We start from the raw sequence: 20650 nt of genomic DNA, 5'->3' as shown, positions 1-20650 counted from the left end.
GTCCGGTCCATTTGGATCCGGCCTGTCGTGAGGGAAAAGCGAGATGGGCTGCCAGAGGTGGATTTGGGTCGTTGCGTTCGGATGCGAGCAGTGGTCTCTCGGCGACGCAAGCCCATGTATTGCCCTCCGCAGTTGGTCCGCCACGCTCGCGTCAAACCGTATCGTCGCCAACACATAGATGCACGGTTACTGTATGACTACCTCGCGTTGACCTGTGCAATCGAAGGTGGGCGATCATCCATGCCTGGAATGTCGCACATACTCGATGTAGCCGAAAGTGCGGTGAATGTATGGAGTACAAAATTGCGAAAGGTTCGATCCAGGCGAACGGGTTGAAGTTCGGCTTTCTGGAAGCCGGTCCCGAACGCGGTCCGCTGGCGTTGTGTCTCCACGGGTTCCCCGACTCGGCCTATACGTGGCGGCATCTCCTGCCCGAGCTCGCCGCCGCCGGGTACCGTGCCGTCGCGCCGTTCGCGAGGGGATACGCGCCGACGGCCGTCCCGGCGGACGGCGCGTATCAGAGCGGAGCGCTCGTTGCCGACGCCGTCGCCCTGCACGAAGAACTCGGCGGAGACCAGGACGCGGTTCTCATCGGTCATGACTGGGGTACGGCGGCGGCCTACGGGGCCGCCGTGATCGCTCCCGAGCGCTGGCGCAGAGTCGTGACGCTGGCCGGGCCGCCGCTCGCGGCGACGGGCGACGCATTCCAGCGCTATGAGCAGCTCAAGCGCTGGTTCTACTTGTTCTTGTTCCAGACTCCCTTGGCCGAACTGGTCCTGGACCGGCTGTTCATCGAGGGGCTGTGGCGCGACTGGTCGCCGGAAAGCGCCGACATAGCGGCGGACGTCAGCTATGCCGCAGAATGTTTGGCCGCGCCGGAGAATGCGACGGCGGCAATCGAGTACTACCGGGCGCTTTTCGACCACTCACTTCACTTCGAGCGCTATGCGCGCGAACAGGAAGCCGTCGCGGCGACAGGGGAACGTCCCGTCCTGTACCTGCACGGCATGGAGGACGGCGCGCTCGGCGCGGACATCATCGCTCCCGCCGGAGACCTGAACCGGGTCATGGCTGCGCTACCGCCGGGCTCGCACGCCGATCTCGTCGCGGGCGCGGGCCATTTCCCTCACCTCGATCGCCCTGGCGAGGTCAACCGGAAGATCCTGGACTGGGTGTCCGGCTGAGGTCGAACTCGAACGCTCGCCGACGTCGAGCCGCGTAGGGAAGACCGGCAGTGAATGGCGCGCCAATTCGTCCATGATCTGCCTCTGCGGGCCACCTCATGGAGCCGGTCTCACCTGCCCGGCGAGCTCGCGGAGCAGCCGCTCCTCTTTCGCGCGGTCGAGTCCGGGGGCTTGGCGGTCGGGTCGCAGGCGCGGGTCGCCCTCGCTCACCAGCCAGTCCCAGGTGTCGCGAACCGTCTCGGCGACTGGACGGCAGCTCAGTCCGGCCCGGTACGCGGCGGATGAGTCGACGGTCCGCATGCCGTCGTACTCGGAGTCGGGTGGGAGCCACAAGGGCAGTTCGGTCCACGGGCTGAGTCCCGCCTGTTCGATGAAGTCAGGAGCCGCCCAGACCAGATCGGCGTTCGAGCCCGTCACGTCGATGGCGGTTCGCAGGATCTCGTCCATCGTCGTGGCATCGGCGGGGCCGACCACATTGAAGGTTCCACCGACTCCGCGTTCAGCAGCGGCGAGCATCCACTCAGCCAGGTCGCGCGCGTCGATGTACTGGACGTGCCGGCCCGGCTCGCCGGGGGCGAGGACGGCCCCACCCCGCTGGATTCGCCGCAGCCACCACGGAAGACGGCCCACATTCTCGTACGGTCCGAGGACCAGTCCCGCGCGTGCGATCAAAGAACGGTTCTCAAAAGCGGAGTGCACCGCGATCTCGCCGCCACGTTTGGCGATCGCGTAATCGTCTTGGCCGTCGTCATCCGGACGGCCGTCGACGACGGCAGTGTGCTCGTCAGAACCGATCGGAATCGGCCACCGGTAGACCGAGACACTGGAGACGTAGCCGTAATGTCCCGCGCGGTCGGCGAGCAACCGTGCCGAGTCGCGAACAACGCGGGGCGCGCCGCTCCACGTATCGAGGACGACATCCCATGTTCGGTCCGCGACCGCAGCGCGCAACGCCTCCCGATCGGTCCGGTCCGCGATGAGGCGGGTGCCGCTGTCGGGTGTGACCGTGCGGTCGCGGCCCCGGTTGAGCGTCGTGACCTCGTGACCCCTGCTGATCGCCACTTCAACGATCGCTCGTCCCACGAAATGTGTACCGCCGAGGACCAGCACCTTCATGCCTGTCATGTTCGCTCAGGGGGCCGGCCATTGAACGCGTGTTCACTAAAGGCGTAGCAGTGGGCGATCGACACGGGAGGGGCGGAAAACGAAACGCCTTGGTTCACGTCGGTTGTTTGTTGGACGTGCGCATTAGTTCATTGAGGTATGCGTCGAGTTGCGCTGTCATCTCATGCGCGGACAGGTGGCGGGCGAGCCGCTGGATGGAAAGGCCGTCCACGAGGGCGTGCAGGCGCCGGGCGAGCGTCTGGGGCGGGGCGGCGTCCGGGGCGAGCAGACGTTCGGCAGCAAGGAGATCCACGAGCTGTCGGCAGAGTTCGTGCATCGCGTCGAAGTGGGCGCGCTGAACCTCCGCGAGATGGGGGTCGCTCAGGCCGAGTGCGAGGAACGAGAAGGCGACGGACGCCTCGGTGGTGCGCTGGGCGTCGACCGGCATCGTCTCCAGCAGGATCTCGCGGACGGCCCGCCGTACGTCCTGATCTCGACGAGGTGCCGACACCCGGGCCGTGACGCGTGCGATCACCTCCTCGCACGCGAACGCGAGCAGTTCGGCGCGGGTGGCGAAGTAGTGCCGCAGTGCGCCGGGCGACCAGCCGGCCTCCGCGGCGACCGAGCGGATGGAGACGCCGTCCACTCCGTCCCTGTCGATCACGCGCCAGACGGCCTCGGCCAGCTCAGCCCGGCGCTCCTCGTGGTCCACGATCTTCGGCACCACGGCATTATTGCACGACTGTGCTAAATTATTTGGCACAGTCGTGTTGGAAAGGAGGCGTGGTGATCGTCCTGATCGTGGGGTGCGAGGTCGCGTTCTGGCTGCTGCTCGTCCTCGGACTCGCAGCGCGGTACCTTCTTCGCGCCCGTCGGCTCGGCGCGGGGCTGCTCCTCTGCGTTCCTCTCGCCGATGTCGTGCTGCTGGCGGCATCGGTCATCGACCTGCGAGGAGGCGCCGAGGGGTCCCCGGCGCACGGTCTCGCCGCGATCTATCTCGGAGTCTCGGTCGCGTTCGGGCACCAGATGATCCAGTGGGCCGACCAACGCTTCGCTCACCGTTTCGCGGGCGGCCCCGCGCCCAGCGGCCCGCCGAAGTCCGGGCGGGCTCACGCGGCCCGCGAACGCGGCCAGTGGCTGCGGCACTTGCTGGCTTATGCGATCGCGGCGGGCGTGCTCGGGATCTTCACCTTGCTCGTCGGAAACGTGGCGCAGACGGTGAACGCGTGGGCGGTGATGGGTCCGTGGGCGATCATCCTCGTCGTGGACTTCCTGATCTCCTTCAGCTACACGATCGCGCCACGCAAAGGCTGATCTCGGCGGAGAACACGATCGGAACCCCGCAGCAGGGCAAGGCGCCCATCGCGCCGTGCAGCGAATCTTGTTTCCTCCGCGTACACGCACGCGTACGCGGAGGAACGAGCGTCTTCTCGCCACCTGGACGGCGGACCGGACGACGCTGAGAGGTTTCCGAGGTTGTCGCGGCGCCCTGGGGCGGCCTCGCGCCGTAAGAACCGCCCCAGGGACCCCTGTCAGGCCGCGGCCACCTCGCCGGGGACGCGGGCCGCCGCGAAAGTGGCCGTGCGCCGCACCTGGAAGCCGAGCGACTCGTAGAGCCGGATCGCCGTCGTGTTGTGCGCGGCGGCGTGCATGAACGGTGTTTCTCCCCGCGCGCGGATCTCCGCGACGAGTGTCCGGACGAGCCGGGTGGCGAGTCCCTGCCCCCGGTACGCCGCGTCGGTGCACACCGCGCTGATCTCTGTGAAGCCCGGTGGATGCAGCCGCTCGCCCGCCATCGCGACGAGCCGCCCGTCCCGCCGGATGCCGAGGTAGGTCCCGAGTTCGATCGTGCGGCTCAGGAAGGGACCGGGCTTGGTGCGCTCGACGAGCGCCATCATCTCCGGGACGTCAGCGGCGGTGAGCCTGACCGCCTCGGCATCGACCGAGCCGGTGACACCGTTGTCGATGAGCTGGACCCCGGCCAGGCTCATCACCATCTCCCAGGTGTCGGGCGGCGCCGACAGGACGTCCACCAGGGGGACGACCGTGCCCGGACCGGCGAGCGCCGCGACGTCCGCCCAGTCGGCCGCGTCCGGACGCTCGGGAACGACCAGGAACGGCGAGACGTCGGCCGGGTAGCGCACCACGTTGCCGCGCCACTCGGCGAAGTGGGCGTGCGGCCCGGTCAGCGAGGCGTACGCCGGGCGGTCGAGCGGATGAGGCCGGCTCATCCGCGCCTCGCGAAGTTCTCCCGGGTCGCGATCACCTTGCGGTAGCGGCGGGGTCCGTCCGCGTAGTCGTCGATCGCGTAGTGCCAGGTCGCCAGGTTGTCCCACAGAACGAAATCGCCCGGCTGCCACCCGAAGCGGATCGAGTAGTCCGGTGACGAGGCATGGTCGAGCAGGAAGGGAAGGAGCACTCGGGCCTCGGCCGCCGTCACGCCGGTCAGGCCGAGGGCGCCCGAACTGAGGAATAGGCCCTTGCGCCCGGTATCGGGGTGCGTCAGCACGACAGGTTGCTCCACGGTCTCGCCCACCGCGGACTTGTCGCTGCCTTGCGCGTAGTTGCCGGGGTCGCCGTCATACACGGCCGAGACCGACTCCAGCAGCGCCTTGACCGGATCGGAGAGGTCGTCGTAAGCGGCCTGGAGATCGGCCCAGAGCGTGTGCCCGCCCAGCTCGGGCACCGCCTGGTAGGTCAGCGACTCGATGCTGAACGGCGGCGTCCGCCAGATCCCGCCGACGTGCCACACACTGGCCTTGCCGGTCCGGCTGACGTCATAGGGATACGACAGGCGGTTGGCGTCGTCGCGCCGCGCGGTCGGATGGTCGAACGGGTCGCCGAAGATGCGCACGGCCGCGACGTGCTGGTCGGGGTCGAGGTGCTGGTCGCGGAAGACGAGGACCCTGTGGTCGATGAACTCCCGCCGCAGCGCGTCCGCCGTCGCGTCGTCCACGGGACGGGTCAGGTCGATGCCGGAGATCTCGGCGCCGAACCGGGGCCCGGCGCGGCGTACCTGGTAGGTCGGGTGCAGAACCGTCACGGTCGGACTCCCTCGGGCGCGAGCGGCGGCAGGGCGAGGTGCTCGCGGAGCGTGTCACCTTCATAGGCGGTGCGGTAGAGGCCGCGTTCCTGGAGTTCGGGGACGAGCCGGTCGACGATGTCCTCCAGGGACGCGGGGATCTGGTCGGGGAGGATGTTGAACCCGTCCACGGCCCGGGTCCGGACGTACTCGGCCCACCGGTCGGCGACCTGCGACGGTGTGCCGACGAACGGGTCGTGCCGCGTGGTGACCGCTCGGGCGAGGTCCAGGATGGAAAGGTTCTCGCGCTCGGCCTTCTCCCGCCACTGCGCGATGAGCGCCAGCTTCCCCTTGCGTCGCTCGATGGGAAGCGTGCCGCGCGAGGGGTCGAGTTCCTCCTCGCTCGGCGGGATGTCGGGAAGCGGACCATGCGGGTCGTAGGCGGACAGATCAGTGCCCCAGTACTGCTCGAAGTACGCGATCGCGCGGGCGGGGGACACCTGCTGGTGGTAGATCCAGCGGGCCTTCTCCTCGGCCTCCCGCACGGTGTCGCCGAGGACGACCGACGCGCCGGGCAGGATGCGCAACGAGTCCGGAGAGCGGCCGTACCGGGCGAGCCGGGCGCGAAGGTCGGCGGCGTACGCGACGGCCTTGCCGAACTCGGTGTTCGCCGAGAACACGACGTCGGCGTGCGCGGCGGCCAGTTCACGACCGCCGTCGGAGTCGCCGGCCTGGAACAGGACCGGCCGTCCCTGCCTGCTGCCGGGGACGGTGGCGGTGGCGCGGAAGTCCACGAGGTCCGTGTGCCGTTCGACGGGACGGATCGCGCCGGGCCGCGCCCAGCTCTTGGCGTCACCGGAGTCGGCGACGGCGTCCGGTTCCCACGACGACCACAGCTCCTTGGCCGCCGCGACGAACTGACCGGCCCGCTCGTACCGCCGTTCGTGCTCCAGCCAGCCGCCGTGCCGGAAGTTCGCGCCCGTCCACGCGTTGTCGGTGGTGACGATGTTCCATCCGGCGCGGCCCCCGGACAGCAGGTCGAGGCTGGCGAGGCGGCGCGCGAGGTCGGCGGGGAAGTTGTAGGTGGTGTTCTGGGTGGCGACCAGGCCGATCTTCTCGGTCACGCCTGCCAGGGCGGCCAACTGCGTGATCGCGTCGGGTCGCCCGGCGACGTCGAGTTCGTAGACGCGACCGCGGTTCTCGCGGACGCGCAGGCCCTCACCGAGGAAGAAGGCGTCGAAGAGCCCGCGCTCCAGGAGCTTGACGACGTGGACGAAGGTTTCGATCGCGACGTGCGGTGCGGCTGCCGGGTCGTCCCAGATGAGGGATCCGACGCCGACCTGGAAGACGCCGAGGTGGACTTGGGCGTGCGGATCGTACGGGGCGCCGGTGTCGGGGGTCGTGCTCGTCATGTCGGGAATCACCTCACGATGCGGCGGCGAACCGGTTGGCGGGGCGCGGCAGTCCGAGACTGTCGCGCAGCGTGGCGCCGGGCGCGGGCGGACGGAACAGCCCCTCGTCGGCGAGGACCGGGAGGACGTCGCTGATCAGCAGCTCGAACTCGGTCGCGAGCACTGCGGGGTGGAGCCGCACCCCGTCGAACGTCACTGCGAGCGACCGCAGCAGTTCCACGAGCCCGTCGGGCGTGCCGACGTGGCGGAGCCGCCGCGAGCGGGGCCATGCGGCGTCGGCGTCGAGCCGGGCGGCCCGTTCCTCGGCCTGCGCGGTCGTCGTGCCGAGCACGATCTCCACTTCGGCGAACGCGAGGGCCTCGCGGTCCTCGGCGTCCGGGCCGTCCACCAGGACGATGTCGGCGCGGTCGTCGACGTCGAGGGCGGCGGGAGCGAGCACCACCACCTGCCCTTGCGGAGGCCGAGGAGTGATCAGCGGTCCTTTGACCGTGAAGGTCGCGCCCTCGAAGTCGACGTGATGGACCCGGTCCGCGTCGAGATAGCGGCCGGTCCGGGACTCCTTGATGACGGCGTCGTCCTCCCAGGAATCCCAGAGCAGCCGCGCGGCGTCGACGACGTCGAGCACCTCGCGGCGCAACGCCGCGGCGTCCGGCGCGGTGGCGCCGATCGTGGCCAGGGACGCCTCGTCGCCGGCCGCGCCCACGACCCAGCCGGCCCTGCCGTTACTGGCGTGGTCCAGGCTCGCCAACTGCGTGGCGAGGTGGAACGGTTCGGTGGTCGTCACGTGCAAGGTCGGGGCGAGACCGATCCGGTCGGTCGTCGTCGACACGAACGCCGCCCGGGTACCGGCCTCGATCCGGCCTGCCGGAGTCGGCCCGTCGCCGGGCGGAACGGGGGTGTCGGCGAACGTGGCCAGCGTGAAACCGGCGGTTTCGGCGGCCGAGACGGACGCCCGCAACGCCTGCGGGGTGAGCACGGAGCCGGGCGGACGGCCGGAGTGCCGCCAGGCCGCCGGGTGGGCGCCGTCGCCGTCCAGGTCGACGGCCAGGAACAGTCGGGAACCGCTCATCGTGATCCTTTCGGGCCGGTCACGCCGGAACGCTCGCTGGGACGCGCCAGCCGAGCCGAGGGGCGACCGCGTGCCGGACGTCGTGGAGGATCTGCTCGTAGTCGCGCCGGTCGAACTCGTAGGGAAGTTCGAGGCGCAGCTCCGACACGGCGGCGACCGCGCGGTCGGCGAGCAGCCGTTCCACGATCTCCTCCGACGTCCCGACCAGGTCGGGGGCGAACAGTGTGCGCCGCTCGCCGTGGGGCTTGAGGGTGCGTTCGCGGCGGCCGGCCGCGTAAGCGCGGTACCGCTCGCGCGCGGCGGTGTCCGCGCTGTCGAACGGGACGACGACCCGTCCGAGCGCGATCCGCCCGGACGGCCGCAGCCGCCGGTATTCCTCGATCAGCGCGAGCTGCACGGTCTGGAAGTCGTCGCCGACGTCGTCACCGTGGACGATGTTGCCGGTCAGCAGGTTCAGCCCTCGCTCGCTCGCCCAGCGCGCCGAGCGAAGGCTTGCACCGCCGTACCAGACCCGGTTCAGCAGCCCCGGGCTGTGCGGTTGCAGCCGGGGCCGCTGCACGTTCCCCGGTGACTGGATGCGCGTGTCCTCGCCGCCGAGGTAGTCGCCCCGCAGGTTCTCCAGCAGCCGGACGATGCGGCCGTAGGACAGGTCGTAGTCGCGCCAGTCCCCGTCGTGCACCAGGTCGCCGAGCAGGTCGGCGTGGGGCATGCCGGTGCTGAAACCGGCCTGGAGCCGGCCGTGCGAGAGGACGTCGAGGGTCGCGAGATCCTCGGCGAGCCGGAACGGGTTCTCGTAGCCGATCGGGATGACCGCGGTGCCGAGCTGGATGCGCTCGGTGCGCTGGCTCGCGGCGGCCAGGAACACGGCCGCCGACGACACGCCGTGTTCGAGGTGCCGCTGCCGGATCCACGCGCCGTCGTACCCGAGGCGCTCGCCGAACTCGAACAGCCGCAGCGTGTCCTCCAGACCCGAGCGCGGGTCGTCGTCGGGGTAGTTCCCGGGCGTGAGGAACGCCAGTGATTCGACGGCCATCGTCAGGCGCGCTCGTAGGGGATCTTCTGGCCCGCCTCGACCGCGACGGGCAGCCGGTTCCCGGCCGGCGGCAGCGGGCAGGTCGCGAAGTCGGTGTAGGCGCACGGCAGGTTCGCGGCCCTGTTGAAGTCGAGGGTCACGGTCCCGTCGGCGTCCGGCGCGCCGACGTTGAGCACCCGGTTGGCCGCGTAGGTGGTGACCCCCGACGTCTCGTCGGTGAACAGGATGATCAGGTCGCCCGCGTCCTTGCCCGGGAACGCGGTCAGGCTCAGCGCGGTGCCGTCCAGCTCGAAATCGACGCGTCCCGGGGCGTCGTAGACGTGCTCAAGTCCTTCCACGGACGCGCCGACCGTGGTCGGGACGGGCTCGTCGAACGCGATGTAGCGGCCCTTCACCACCCAGCGCGGATCCGGCTCGTAGTCGGGCGTGCCCTGGAACTGCAGCCGCAGTGAGTGCTCGGGGTGCCGGGGCCGGACGATGTCGTTCCCGCCCCGCTTCGCGACCTCGATCGCCGCGTCCTTCCACAGGGCGAAGACGCTGCTGCGCTCGGCCAGCACGCCGAACCGGTGCTCGCCGCGCACGGTCGTCCCGTCGACGATCAGTTCCTCGCCGTCGTCAAGGACCACCACGACGCCGTCCGGTCCGGTGGACCAGGTGCCCGGCGCGTCGGGGAAGCGCTGCGGTTCGTCGCTCAGCCAGCGCAGCCCGGTGATCGCGAGAAAGCCGTGGGGGTCGGCGAGCCGGTCGTGGTGCGCCTGCCGCCACGCCCGCCACTCCTGGACGAAAGTGTTCTCGGTCGCCTCGATCGTCATGTCCGCTCCTCGTAGTGCCGTGAGTGAACGCCGCCGCCGGGAATGGCGGCGAGCAGGTCCCGGGTGTAGGGGTGCTCCGGGTGGTCGAACAGCTCGTCGGTCGCGCCCGTCTCCACGATCCGCCCGGCCCGCATCACGGCGACCCGGTGCGCGATCTGCCGGACCACGGCCAGGTCGTGCGAGATGAGCAGGTACGCGACGCCGGTGTCGGCCTGCAGCTCCGCGAGCAGCTCCAGAACCTGGGCCTGCACCGAGACGTCCAGCGCGGAGACGGGCTCGTCGCAGACCACGAGGTCGGGGGAGAGCGCGAGCGCGCGGGCGATCGCGACCCGCTGCCGCTGGCCGCCCGACAGCTCGGCGGGCCTGCGGTCGAGGATCGAAGCGGGGAGGGCGACGCGTTCCAGCAGGTGCCGGGCGCGCTCGGCGCGGGACGCGCGGTCGCCGACGCGGAACGCGCGCAGCGGCTCGCTGATCACCTCGCCGATCGAGAACCTGGGGTCGAGCGAGGCGTAGGGGTTCTGGTAGACGAGCTGCGCCCGTCGCCGCAGGCCGCGCAACCGGCCGCCGCGCGCCGCCGTCACGTCCTCGCCGTCGAACACGATGCGGCCCGAGGTCGGCTGCGCGAGCCGCAGGACCAGGCGGGCCGTGGTCGATTTGCCCGAACCCGACTCGCCGACCAGCGCCAGCGTCTCGCCGCGCCGGACGGCCAGGTCGATGCCGTCCACCGCGCGCACGATCCGCTTCGCGCCCGCCCCTTGGGGAAGCCGGAACTCCTTGACCAGGTTCTCGACGGTCACCAGCGGCGTTTCGGCCGGTGCCGGCGCCGCCGGGTTCGTGCGGGGGCGCGCGACGGACAGGCTCGGCGCGCTGGCGAGCAGGCGGCGGGTGTAGGCGTCGGACGGCGCGTCGAGGACGTCCCGGGCCGGGCCGGACTCCACGATCCGGCCGCGCGACATCACCGCGATCCGTTGCGCCCGGTCCGCGGCGACGCCGAGGTCGTGCGTGACGAGCAGGACCGCGCTGCCCAGTTCCTCGGTCAGATGCTGCAGGTGATCGAGGATCCGGCGCTGCACGGTGACGTCCAGCGCGCTGGTGGGCTCGTCGGCGACGATCAGTTTCGGCCGGGCGGCGATGGCGATCGCGATGAGCACCCGCTGCCGCATCCCACCGGACAACTCGTGCGGATACTGACGCGCCCGCAGCGCGGGCTCGGGCAGCCCGGCGCGCTCCAGCACCTCGATCGCGTCGGCGGGCGTGGACCGGCGTGTCGACAGATCGTGCAGCCGCAGCACCTCGGCCACCTGCTCGCCGACCCGCTTCACCGGATTCAGCGAGACGCCCGGATCCTGGGGGACGAGGCCGATCCGCGCGCCGCGCACGGTGCGCAGCTCCTTCTCGGACAACCCGGTCAGGTCCGCGCCGTCGAACTCGACCCGGCCCGCGTCGATCGAGGCGTTGTCGGCGAGCAGCCGGATCACCGCGTGCGCGAGGGTGCTCTTTCCCGAACCGGACTCGCCGACCAGCGCGACGATCTCGCCCGGACGCACGTCCAGGTCCACTCCTCGTACGGCTGGCACGCGGCCCGTCCGGGTCCGGTAGGAGACGGCCAGGCCGTTGATGCTCAGAAGGCTGTCGCTCATCGGCGCGTCCACTCCCCGTCCAGGGCCCGCGCGATCCGGTTGGTGGCGAGCACGGTCGCCGCGATGACGAATCCCGGCAGCGCGGTCAGCCACCACGCGTTGGCCAGATAGTTGCGTCCGGCGGCGATCACCGTCCCCCACTCCGGCGCCGGCGGGGGCGCGCCGTAGCCGAGGAAGCTCAGCGAGGACACCGCGAGGATCGACGTGCCGAAGTCGAGCGTGGCGAGCACCAGGACCGGGCCGATCGCGTTCGGCAGGACATGCCGCCCGAGCACGCCGTACCAGCGCGTGCCGCAGGACCGCGACGCCTCGACGTACGTGGCCTGCCGCACGCGCAGCACCTCGGCGCGCATCACCCGCGCGAACGTCGCGACGCTCGCGATGCCCACGGCTATCGCGACCTTCATCGTGCCGTAGCCGAGCGCCGTGACCAGCGCGAGCGACAGGAACAGCGCGGGAATCGAGAGCAGGACGTCCACCGCTCGCATCAGCACGTCGTCCACCCAGCGGCCCACGAAGCCGGCCGCGAGGCCGAGCAGCCCGCCGACGACGATCGCCACGGCGACGGCGATGAGCGTCGCCTTCATCGACAGGGCCGCGCCGTGCACGATCCGCGAGAACACGTCGCGGCCGAGTTCGTCGGTGCCGAACCAGTGCGCGCCGCCCGGTGCCTGGAACCGCTGCGCCGGGACGCCCGTCAGTGGGTCGCGCGAGGTGAACAGGTTCGGCCAGAACGCCGCGAGAACGACCAGCACGACCATGACGATCGAGAGCACCAGCCCGGGACGGCGCAGGAAGAACCGCACGACGCCCGCACCGTCCCGGCCCTTCTCGACCGGGACGCCGAGACCGACGGCCGCCTCGGCGGCGACGCCCTCGTCCACCATCTGGCTCATGCGCCCTCCACCCGTCCGTATCGCGCGCCGTCGGCGTTCGGCTGCTCGGTCCGGCGCGCGGCGCGCGGCCACGGCTCGTTCATGCGGGCCTCCCGGCGACGACGATGCGCGGGTCGATCAGCGGATAGACGAGGTCGATGACCAGGTTGACCAGGACGAAGACGAACGAGCCGAACACCACGACGCCCTGGACGACCGGGATGTCCTGGCTACCAACCGCGGTCGCCGTGACGCGTCCGAGGCCGTTGCGGGAGAACACGGTCTCGATGACGACCGAGTTCGCCATGAGCTGCCCGGCCAGCACACCGATGACCGTCAACGCGGGAAGCGACGCGTTGCGCAGGGCGTGCCGCAGATGGACGCGCGCCCGTCCCGCGCCTTTGGCCCGCGCCGTCTGCACATACGGCTCGTTCAGCGTGTTGAGCAGGCTCTTGGCGAGCACCTGCGAGATCAGCGCGCCGGACGGAATCGCCAGCGCGATCGCCGGGAGCACCAGCCCGCGCAGGCCGTCGTTCCCGAACGCCGGGAACAGATGGGCGCGGAAGGAGAACAGTTCGACCAGCATGAGCCCGACCCAGAACGTCGGCACCGACACCCCGAGCGGCGGCAGCGACAGCAGCACCTGCCGCAGCCACCGCATCGACGTGTAGGTCGCGAGGACCGCGAGGCCGCCTCCGACCAGGATCGCGAGCAGCAGTGCGGCCGTCGTGAGCTGGAGCGTCGCGGGCAGGGCGTCCGCGAGCGTCGAGGTGACCGGGCGGCCGGTGGCCACCGAGTCGCCGAAGTCGCCCCGGACCGCCCTGCCGAGATACTCCGCGTACTGCACCAGCACGGGCTTGTCGAAGCCGTACTCGTGCTTGAGCTGCGCGATCTGCGCCGGATCGGTCGACGTCTGGTCGAGGCCCTGCCCGGCCATCGCCGAGACGGGATCGCCGGGCAGGTAGTCGAGCACGAGGAACGCGACCGTGTAGGCCGCCCACAGCACGCCCGCCGCCTGCACGACCCGTCTGATCACATACCGGCGCATCGCGCTCAGCCGATCCAGGTGTCGTGGAGCTGGATGCGGCTGGACGCGTCGAAGGTGAGGTCGTGGACCTTCTTCGCCACGCCGAGCTCGGTCTGCAGTTCCACCACCGGGGCGACGACGGCGTGCTCGACGATCCACTGCTGGGCCTGCCCGACCAGCTTGGCCCGTTCGGCCGGGTCGTCCGCCGCGACCTGTCCGTCGAGCAGCTTGTCCAGCTCGGACGGCGGCAGGCGGTAGATGTTGGCGAGCGCGGTGGAGTACGAGGTGCGCAGGATGTCGGGATCGGCCCGGGTGATGTTGCCCCACAGCGCGTCGAAATCGCTCTTCTGCTGGATCACCTGGAACTGCGCGACCTGGATCAGCTTGAGCGTCACGTCCACGCCGACGGCCTTGAGCTGCTGCTGGATCAGTTCCAGCGACGGCTGGTTGGTGGCGGCGACGGGAGCCCACGTGATGGTGAAGCTCAGCTTCGCGCCGTTCTTGCTGCGGATCCCGTCCGGGCCGGGCTTCCATCCCGCCTGGTCCAGGAGCGAGCCGGCCCGCGCCTTGTCCAGCGCCAGCTTGGCGCCGAGGTCGGTGTAGGACGGCGTCGTGTGCGACAGGACGCTCGTCGCGGGCTTGGTGCCGCTCGGGTAGACCGTGCCGGCGATCTGCGCCCGGTCGATCGCGAGTGAGATCGCCTGGCGGATCTTCTCGTCCTTGAACAGCGGCCGGGACTCGTTGAATCCGAGGCCGAAGACGACGCCCGGGTTGGCCCGCGCCTGGAGACGGACGCCCGCGCCCTTCAACGCCGCCTCGTCGGCGAGGCCGACGCTGCCGATCGCGTCGACCTGGCCGGACTGGAGGCTGCCGGTCCGCACGCCCGACTCCGAGACGATCTTGAAGACGAGCTTGTCGAGGTACGCCTCGCCCTTCTTCTTGAAGAGAGACGAGCCCCAGGCGTAGCCCTTGCGCTTGGCCAGGGCGATCGACTGGTTCGGGACGTACGACGACAGCGTGAACGGCCCCGAGCCGCTGACGCCCTTGGTGCAGCGCTCCTCCGGCGTCCTGCGCACGCTCGCCGACGACTCGATGCCGAGCGAGAAGGTCGAGCTGGCCTGGAGGAACTGCGCGTTCGGCTGCTTGAACGTCACCTTCGCGGTGTGGTCGTCCACCACCGTCGTGCCCGCGTACCCGGCGAGATAGCTCTTCGCGAGGAGGGCGCGGATGCCGAGCTTCGGCACCGCGTCGAAGTTCTCCTTGACGACCTGGGCGGTCAGCGGGGTGCCGTCGCTGAACGTCACGCCGGGACGCAGCTTGAACGTGAACGTCGTGGCGTCCTTGCTGACCGTCCAGCTCTCGGCGAGCCAGGGGACGATCTTGCCGGTGGCCGGGTCCTGGTCGGTGAGGGAGTCCACGAGCTGACGCGTGGAGTAGATCGTGTCGTTGCTGCCGACCTGCTGCGGGTCGACGCACCCGGCGTCCGAGCCGACGGCGAAGGTGAGCGTGCCGCCGCTGGACGGCGAGCCCGTCCCGGCATCGCCGTCGCCGGAGCCGCAGGCGCTCAGGAGCAGCGTGCTCACGGCGGCGAAGGATCCGGCGATCGCCAGGCGCCCGCGATGGCGCGGTGCGGGACTCGGCGTTGATTGCAGGGTCGGACTCACGGAAGGTTCTCCCGTCGGGGGTCGTGCCGACCGGCGGCGGTAGTGCGCGCGAACTCGGCGTGAAGAGGGGGCGGAGGGCGGCCCGGGACCGCTCCAAACGGTGGGGCTGACTGGCCTCGTCACCGTAACCACGAAGCGATGGAGTCGTCAATACCTACCTACAAAGTAGGAAATTGGCGACTTGTCCGGGGGAGTTGCGGCGGATCGGGGCCCGGTGTCCGGGGTCTCGTGCGCGTACGGCGAGTGCTTCATCGCCCGGTCGTCACTGAAGTCGCCCCGCGCGGAGTCCCGTACGGGTCGAGGGTGGGATGGCCGAGTCGTCCGCATCCGGCCGGAAGTGGAGCGGTGATCCGATCTATACCCTAGTATTCCGACAAATTTGATGGACAATGAAGGGTGGCGCCACGATGAGCACTCCACGACCCCGGTGGGCCGCGCCGACCCGGCGGCGGCTCGCCGCAGCCGCCTCGGCCGTCGCCGCGAGCCTCCTGCTCGCCGCCTGCGGAGGCTCGGACGGGACCGCCGGCTCGGGTTCGGGCGACACGGTGACCATCGGAACGACCGACAAGGTGTACGCCCTCGACCCGGCCGGCTCCTTCGACGCCGGGTCGGGAGCCGTCATCGCCCAGGTGTACGCGACGCTGCTCGACCGTCCGGCCGGCAGCGGTGTCCTGAAGCCCAACCTGGCCGCGTCCGCGGGGTTCACCGCGCCGAAGGTCTACAAGGTCGTCCTCAAGCCCGGACTGAAGTTCGCCAACGGCAACGCGCTGACGTCGCAGGACGTCAAGTTCAGCTTCGACCGGCAACTGAAGATCGCGAGCACCAACGGCCCGTCCTCGCTGCTCTACGACCTCGACCGGGTGGAGACGCCGGACGCCACCACCGTCCTGTTCCATCTCAAGGCCGCCAATGACCAGGTGTTCCCGCAGGTGCTGGCCAGCGGCGCCGGAGAGATCGTCGACAACACCGTCTTCTCTCCGACCGCCGTGACGCCGGACGCGGCGATCGTCGCCAAGAAGCCGTTCGCGGGGCCGTACACGATCGGCAGCTTCACGGCCAACCAACTCGTCCAGTTCCGCGCCAACCCCAACTACCAGGGCATCCTCGGCAAGCCGTCGTTCCCGACGGTGAACCTCAAGTACTACGCGCTGGAGGACAATCTGAAGCTGGACCTTCAACAGGGCGGCGTCGACCTGGCCACCCGGACCCTGTCCATCACGAACCTGGACTCGCTGAGCAAGCAGAAGGGCCTCACCGTCTACCACGGCGCGGCGACGGGCTTCCGGTACCTCGTTTTCAACTTCAAGACCCAGCCGTACGGGACGGGCACGAGCCAGGCCGACCCGAAGAAGGCGCTCGCCGTCCGGCAGGCGGTCGCCCACGCGATCGACCGGTCCGGCCTGGCGGCGCAGGTGTACAAGAACACCTACCAGCCGGTCTACACGTTCCTTCCCGACGCGGTCCCGACCGGCAGCCCCGTCCTCAAGGGCCTTTACGGCGACGGCAACGGTGGACCGGACAAGGCCAAGGCCGCGGCCGTCCTGAAGGCCGCCGGCGTCACGACGCCGGTGACGCTGCAGCTCCAGTACAACACCGACCACTACGGCGCCTCCAGCTCGGACGAGTTCGCGCTGGTCAAGAACCAGCTGGAGTCCACCGGGCTGTTCACCGTGAAGCTGCAGTCCACCGACTGGACGCAGTACGCCAAGCAGCGGGTCGCCGACGCCTATCCCGAGTTCCAGCTCGGCTGGTTCGCCGACTACCTCGACGCGCAGGACTTCTTCCAGCCCCTCTACGGCAAGAACGGCTTCATCGGCAACCACTACGAGGACCCCGCGCTCATCGACCTGATCGACCAGCAGGCCACCACGCCGGGCGACGACAAGCGCGCCGCGCTCTCCCTGCGGATCCAGCAGGCGCTCGCGGCGGCGCTGCCGATCGTCCCGCTGCTGCAGAGTTCGTCCAACGCGGTCGCCGACGGACGGGTCGGCGGCGTCCAGGAGGCGCTGAAGACCGGCGGTCTCCCGTTCGGGGCGCTGAAGAAGGCGTCCTGATCCGATGACGACCCTCGTCGAGGCGCCCGGCGAGGGCGCGGGCGCCGAGCCCGAGACGACCCGGCCGCGTCCGCGCGGTCTCGGGCTCGGCCGCTACGTCCTGGTGCGGTTCCTGCTGATCCTGCCGACCGTGTTCGTGCTGACGACCGTCGTGTTCTTCCTGATGCGCGTCATCGGCGACCCGATCACCGCCGCCTACGGCGACCGGCTCACCGCCGCGCAACTCCGCCAGAGGATCCACGAGGCGGGCTACGACCGCAACGTGTTCGCGCAGTACGCCGACTACCTCGGCGACATCGCGCGAGGCGACTTCGGCACGACGTTCACCGACCACGTGCGGGTCGGCTCCATGCTGACGACCTACGGCACCGCGACGCTCGAACTGGTCGTGTACTCGCTGGTCGTGGCGCTCGCCGTCGGCCCGGTGCTCGGCACCGTCGCCGCGCGGCTGCGGGACCGCGGCGCCGACGTCGCGTTGCGGATCTTCGCGATCCTCACCTACGCGACGCCGGTGTTCTTCGTCGGGCTGCTGCTCAAGCTGGTCTTCGCGGCCCGGCTGGGATGGCTGCCCGTCAACGGGCGCCTCACCACCGCCGATGAGATCGCGCTTGAGGTGCGCGGTCACAAGAGCGGGATCTATCTCCTCGACGCGCTGCGCGCCGGCGACGGTCCGATGGCCGCGGACGTCCTCCAGCACGCGGTGCTCCCGGCGGTCGCGCTCGGACTGCTCAGCACCGGGATCTTCCTCCGGCTGTTCCGGACGAACCTGATGAGCACGCTGGACGCCGACTACGTCCTCGCCGCCCGCTCGCGCGGGGTCGGCGAGTGGCGGCTGACGACCCGGCACGCGGCGCGGCCCGCGCTCGTTCCGATCATCACCGTGATGGGCCTTCAGGTCGCGTCGCTGCTCGGCGGCGCGGTGCTCACCGAGATCACCTTCGAGTGGAAGGGACTCGGCTACGAACTCGCGCAGTACCTCCAGGCGCGCGACTACGTGGCGGTCCAGGGCATCGTCGTGGTCCTCGCGGTGATCGTCGCCGTCGTGAACTTCCTCGTGGACGTGCTCGCCGCCGTCATCGACCCCCGGGTGAGGTACTGAGATGGCCGTCCGACCGAGCGTGCGCCGGTTGATCCCGCGCGCCCACGGCTACCAGCGCGGAATGCTGCTGGCCGGAGGGGCGGTCGTCGCGGCCGTCGTGGTCGTGGCGGTGTTCGCGCCGCTGCTCGCGCCGTACGGGTTCGCGCAGCTGCGGGACGCGCACGGCTACTTCGGCGCGCAGCGTCCGCCCTCGGCGCGGCACTGGCTCGGCACGACCGTCGGCGGATACGACGTGCTGTCCCGCGTCATCTGGGGGTCGCAGACAGCGTTCGAAGTGATCGTCGCCGGGACGGTTGTAGCGCTGCTGCTCGGCTCGCTGCTCGGCCTGGCCTCGGGCTACGCGGGCGGGAGGGCCGACGGTGTCCTGGTCGCCCTGACCGATGCGATCTACGCGTTTCCCGCGCTGCTGCTCGCCATCGTCCTGGCGATCGTCGTCAGCGGCGGCTCGTCCGGACGGTGGTCCGGCATCCTGTCCACCGCCGTCACGGTCACGATCATCTTCCTGCCGCAGTACTTCCGCGTCGTGCGCGCGGAGACCACCCGCCTCAAACACGAGCCGTTCGTCGAGTCGGCGCGCGTCGTGGGCGTGCCGCGCCGGCGGATCCTGGTCCGCCACATCCTCGTCAACGCCACCCGGACGCTGCCGCTCGTCGTCACGCTGAACGCCGGGGGAGCGGTCGCGACGCTGGCCGGCCTCGGGTTCGTCGGCTACGGCATCGAGCCGACGGCGGCTGCGGAGTGGGGTTACGACCTGAACCGCGCGCAGTCCGACATCGCCGCGGGGATCTGGTGGACGGCCCTGTTCCCCGGCCTCGCGATCGCGCTGACGGTCCTCGGCATCACGCTGTTCGGCGAGGGGCTCAACGACGTCCGCGACCCGCGGTTGCGGGCTCGGCGCACGCCGCGTCGCGAGCCGCCGCCGGGTCCTGCGGAGGTCCGCGAGAGCGCCGGGCTGCTGGACGTCGAGCATCTCTCGGTGAGTTTCACGACCGACGGCGGCACGGTGGACGCGGTCGAGGACGTGAGCCTCACCGTCGCGCCCGGGGAGATCCTCGCCATCGTCGGCGAGTCGGGGTCGGGCAAGACCGTCACGGCGCGGTCCGCGCTCGCCCTGCTGCCCGATACGGCGAGCGCGCGCGGCGTCGTGCTCGTCCGGGGACGGGACGTGCTTCGGGCGGGAGGGCGTGAACTCCGGCGCGTACGGGGCCGCGACATCGCGGTGATCTTCCAGGAGCCGGGGACGGCGCTGAACCCCGTCCACACGGTCGGTTGGCAGATCGCCGAGGCGCTGCGCGCACACCGCTCGATCACCCGGCGCCAAGCGCGCGCACGGGCGGTGGAACTGCTCGACCGCGTCGGCATTCCGGACCCTGACCTGCGGGTCGGCCACTATCCGCACCAGTTCTCCGGCGGCCAGCAGCAGCGGATCGTCATCGCCCTGGCGCTCGCGCTGGACGCGCCGCTGCTCGTCGCCGACGAGCCCACGACGGCGCTCGACGTCACCGTGCAGGCCGACATCCTCGACCTGCTGCGGGACCTGCGCGACACGCGCCATGTCGCCATCGTCCTGATCACCCACAACATGGGCGTCGTCGCCGATCTCGCCGACCGGGTCGCGGTGATGCGCCGCGGACGGCTGGTGGAGCAGGCCGACGTCCGTACTCTCTTCGCCGCGCCGCGCCACGAGTACACCCGGGCGCTCCTCGCGGCGGTGCCGCGGCTGTCCGTCGAGCGTCCGGCGTCCCCGCCGCTCTCTGGTGACACCGTGGTGGAGGCGCGCGGCCTGGTGGTCGAGTATCCGGGGCGGCTGGGGAGCCCGGCGTTCCGCGCGGTGGACGGCGTGGATCTGCGCATCGCGCGCGGCGAGGTGCTCGGGCTCGTCGGCGAGTCCGGCTCCGGCAAGACCACCATCGCGCGCGCCGTCGCCGGGCTCGTCCCGGCAGGCGGAGACCTGCGCGTGCTCGGCGTGGACCTGGCCGGATCGCGGGAGCGGCAGTTCCGGACGGTCCGCAGACACCTCGGCTTCGTGTTCCAGGATCCGGCGACCTCGTTCAACCCCAAGCGCACCATCGGGGACGGGATCGCCGAACCTCTCCGCGCGCACGGCGACCCGACGGCCGCCGAGGTTCGGCGCCGGGTCGGCGAACTGCTCGACGCGGTGCAGCTCGACGCGGGCCATGCCGGCCGCTATCCGCACGAACTGTCCGGCGGACAGCGGCAGCGCGCCGCGCTCGCCCGCGCGCTCGCGCTGCAGCCCCGGCTGCTCATCGCCGACGAACCCACCAGTGCGCTGGACGTCTCCGTCCAGCAGCGCGTCCTGGACCTGTTCGCCGCGCTGCAGAAGGAACTCGGGTTCGCCGTGCTGTTCATCAGCCACGATCTCGCCGTCGTGAACGCCCTCGCCGACCGGGTCGGCGTCCTGTACCGGGGCCGGCTCGTCGAGGAGGGCGAGCGGCGGCAGGTGCTCACCAGCCCCGCGCACGACTACACGCGGCGGCTCATCGCCGCGTCGCCGGTTCCCGACCCGGTCGAGCAGGCGGCTCGGCGCGCGCACCGCCTGGCCGACGAGGCGACGGCATGAGCGGCGACCCCCGCGTCGCTCCGCGTCCGGCGTGCCGGACGAGCGGTATTGAGGGAGCGATGGGTGCCATCGAG

Annotated in this window: 17 protein-coding genes; 5 read left to right on the top strand and 12 right to left on the bottom strand. The window is 70.7% G+C overall.

All coding sequences use genetic code 11. The features are described 5' to 3' along the window. Nucleotides 1-290 precede the first annotated feature (290 nt). Nucleotides 291-1184 carry an alpha/beta fold hydrolase gene (locus GQ466_RS29240; RefSeq protein ID WP_161106300.1) on the top strand — a complete coding sequence of 298 codons (894 nt, stop codon included), beginning with the start codon at nt 291-293 and terminating at the stop codon, nt 1182-1184. A gap of 96 nt (nt 1185-1280) precedes the next feature. On the opposite strand, the gene GQ466_RS29235 is transcribed toward GQ466_RS29240, so the two are convergent. Together GQ466_RS29235 and GQ466_RS29230 are read right to left on the bottom strand one after the other, a co-directional pair. Next, nucleotides 1281-2300, bottom strand: a complete 1020-nt coding sequence (locus GQ466_RS29235) for an NAD-dependent epimerase/dehydratase family protein (RefSeq protein ID WP_161106299.1) — start codon at nt 2298-2300, stop codon at nt 1281-1283. 103 nt (nt 2301-2403) lie between these two features. Continuing rightward, nucleotides 2404-3012 carry a TetR family transcriptional regulator C-terminal domain-containing protein gene (locus GQ466_RS29230; RefSeq protein ID WP_161106298.1) on the bottom strand — a complete coding sequence of 203 codons (609 nt, stop codon included), beginning with the start codon at nt 3010-3012 and terminating at the stop codon, nt 2404-2406. 62 nt (nt 3013-3074) lie between these two features. On the opposite strand from GQ466_RS29230, the gene GQ466_RS29225 reads away from it, so the two are divergent. Further along, a complete protein-coding gene (locus GQ466_RS29225; RefSeq protein ID WP_161106297.1) occupies nt 3075-3602 on the top strand; it encodes a hypothetical protein in 528 nt (175 codons plus the stop codon). 218 nt (nt 3603-3820) lie between these two features. Here GQ466_RS29225 and GQ466_RS29220 read toward each other — a convergent pair whose 3' ends face one another. From GQ466_RS29220 to GQ466_RS29175, 10 genes are all read right to left on the bottom strand, one after another. Further along, nucleotides 3821-4519, bottom strand: coding sequence for a GNAT family N-acetyltransferase (locus GQ466_RS29220; protein WP_161106296.1), 699 nt, complete (start codon nt 4517-4519; stop codon nt 3821-3823). Beyond that, nucleotides 4516-5331, bottom strand: coding sequence for a TauD/TfdA family dioxygenase (locus GQ466_RS29215; protein WP_161106295.1), 816 nt, complete (start codon nt 5329-5331; stop codon nt 4516-4518). The genes GQ466_RS29220 and GQ466_RS29215 overlap by 4 nt, the downstream gene beginning before the upstream one ends. Next, entirely contained in the window at nt 5328-6722 is a 1395-nt protein-coding gene (locus GQ466_RS29210) for an NtaA/DmoA family FMN-dependent monooxygenase (RefSeq protein WP_161106294.1), read from the bottom strand. Before GQ466_RS29210 ends, GQ466_RS29215 begins: the two co-directional genes overlap by 4 nt. 13 nt (nt 6723-6735) lie before the next feature. Continuing rightward, nucleotides 6736-7791, bottom strand: a complete 1056-nt coding sequence (locus GQ466_RS29205; RefSeq protein ID WP_161106293.1) for an LLM class flavin-dependent oxidoreductase — start codon at nt 7789-7791, stop codon at nt 6736-6738. A gap of 19 nt (nt 7792-7810) precedes the next feature. Further along, on the bottom strand, nt 7811-8824 hold the full coding sequence (locus GQ466_RS29200) for an LLM class flavin-dependent oxidoreductase (protein ID WP_161106292.1): 1014 nt from the start codon (nt 8822-8824) through the stop codon (nt 7811-7813). A 2-nt stretch (nt 8825-8826) separates the two neighbouring features. Beyond that, nucleotides 8827-9636: a DUF1684 domain-containing protein gene (locus GQ466_RS29195; RefSeq protein ID WP_161106291.1), complete on the bottom strand. Its 810-nt coding sequence runs from the start codon at nt 9634-9636 to the stop codon at nt 8827-8829. Continuing rightward, nucleotides 9633-11276, bottom strand: coding sequence for a dipeptide ABC transporter ATP-binding protein (locus tag GQ466_RS29190; RefSeq protein WP_161106290.1), 1644 nt, complete (start codon nt 11274-11276; stop codon nt 9633-9635). The genes GQ466_RS29195 and GQ466_RS29190 overlap by 4 nt, the downstream gene beginning before the upstream one ends. Next, nucleotides 11273-12172, bottom strand: a complete 900-nt coding sequence (locus tag GQ466_RS29185; RefSeq protein ID WP_161106289.1) for an ABC transporter permease — start codon at nt 12170-12172, stop codon at nt 11273-11275. The genes GQ466_RS29190 and GQ466_RS29185 overlap by 4 nt, the downstream gene beginning before the upstream one ends. 79 nt (nt 12173-12251) lie before the next feature. After that, a complete protein-coding gene (locus GQ466_RS29180) occupies nt 12252-13199 on the bottom strand; it encodes an ABC transporter permease (protein WP_161106288.1) in 948 nt (315 codons plus the stop codon). A 5-nt stretch (nt 13200-13204) separates the two neighbouring features. Next, nucleotides 13205-14761 (bottom strand): ABC transporter substrate-binding protein, encoded by a 1557-nt coding sequence (locus GQ466_RS29175; protein ID WP_337193669.1) that lies wholly within the window; start codon nt 14759-14761, stop codon nt 13205-13207. A 488-nt stretch (nt 14762-15249) separates the two neighbouring features. Between GQ466_RS29175 and GQ466_RS29170 the strand changes: the two genes are divergently transcribed. From GQ466_RS29170 to GQ466_RS29160, 3 genes are read left to right on the top strand one after another with little or no spacing between them, the layout of a single operon-like run. Then, the gene (locus GQ466_RS29170; RefSeq protein ID WP_161106287.1) at nt 15250-16896 is read left to right on the top strand and encodes an ABC transporter substrate-binding protein; all 1647 of its coding nucleotides are present in this window, start codon (nt 15250-15252) and stop codon (nt 16894-16896) included. A 4-nt stretch (nt 16897-16900) separates the two neighbouring features. Then, complete coding sequence (locus tag GQ466_RS29165) at nt 16901-17995, top strand: ABC transporter permease (protein WP_161106286.1); 1095 nt, start codon at nt 16901-16903, stop codon at nt 17993-17995. A gap of 1 nt (nt 17996) precedes the next feature. Then, complete coding sequence (locus GQ466_RS29160; protein WP_161106285.1) at nt 17997-20576, top strand: ABC transporter ATP-binding protein/permease; 2580 nt, start codon at nt 17997-17999, stop codon at nt 20574-20576. The last annotated feature ends 74 nt before the right edge of the window (nt 20577-20650 follow it).

Source organism: Actinomadura rayongensis (assembly GCF_009831215.1).
GTDB lineage: Bacteria > Actinomycetota > Actinomycetes > Streptosporangiales > Streptosporangiaceae > Spirillospora > Spirillospora rayongensis.
Note: the sequence above shows the minus strand (reverse complement) of the source record. Positions and strands in the feature narration are given on the sequence as shown.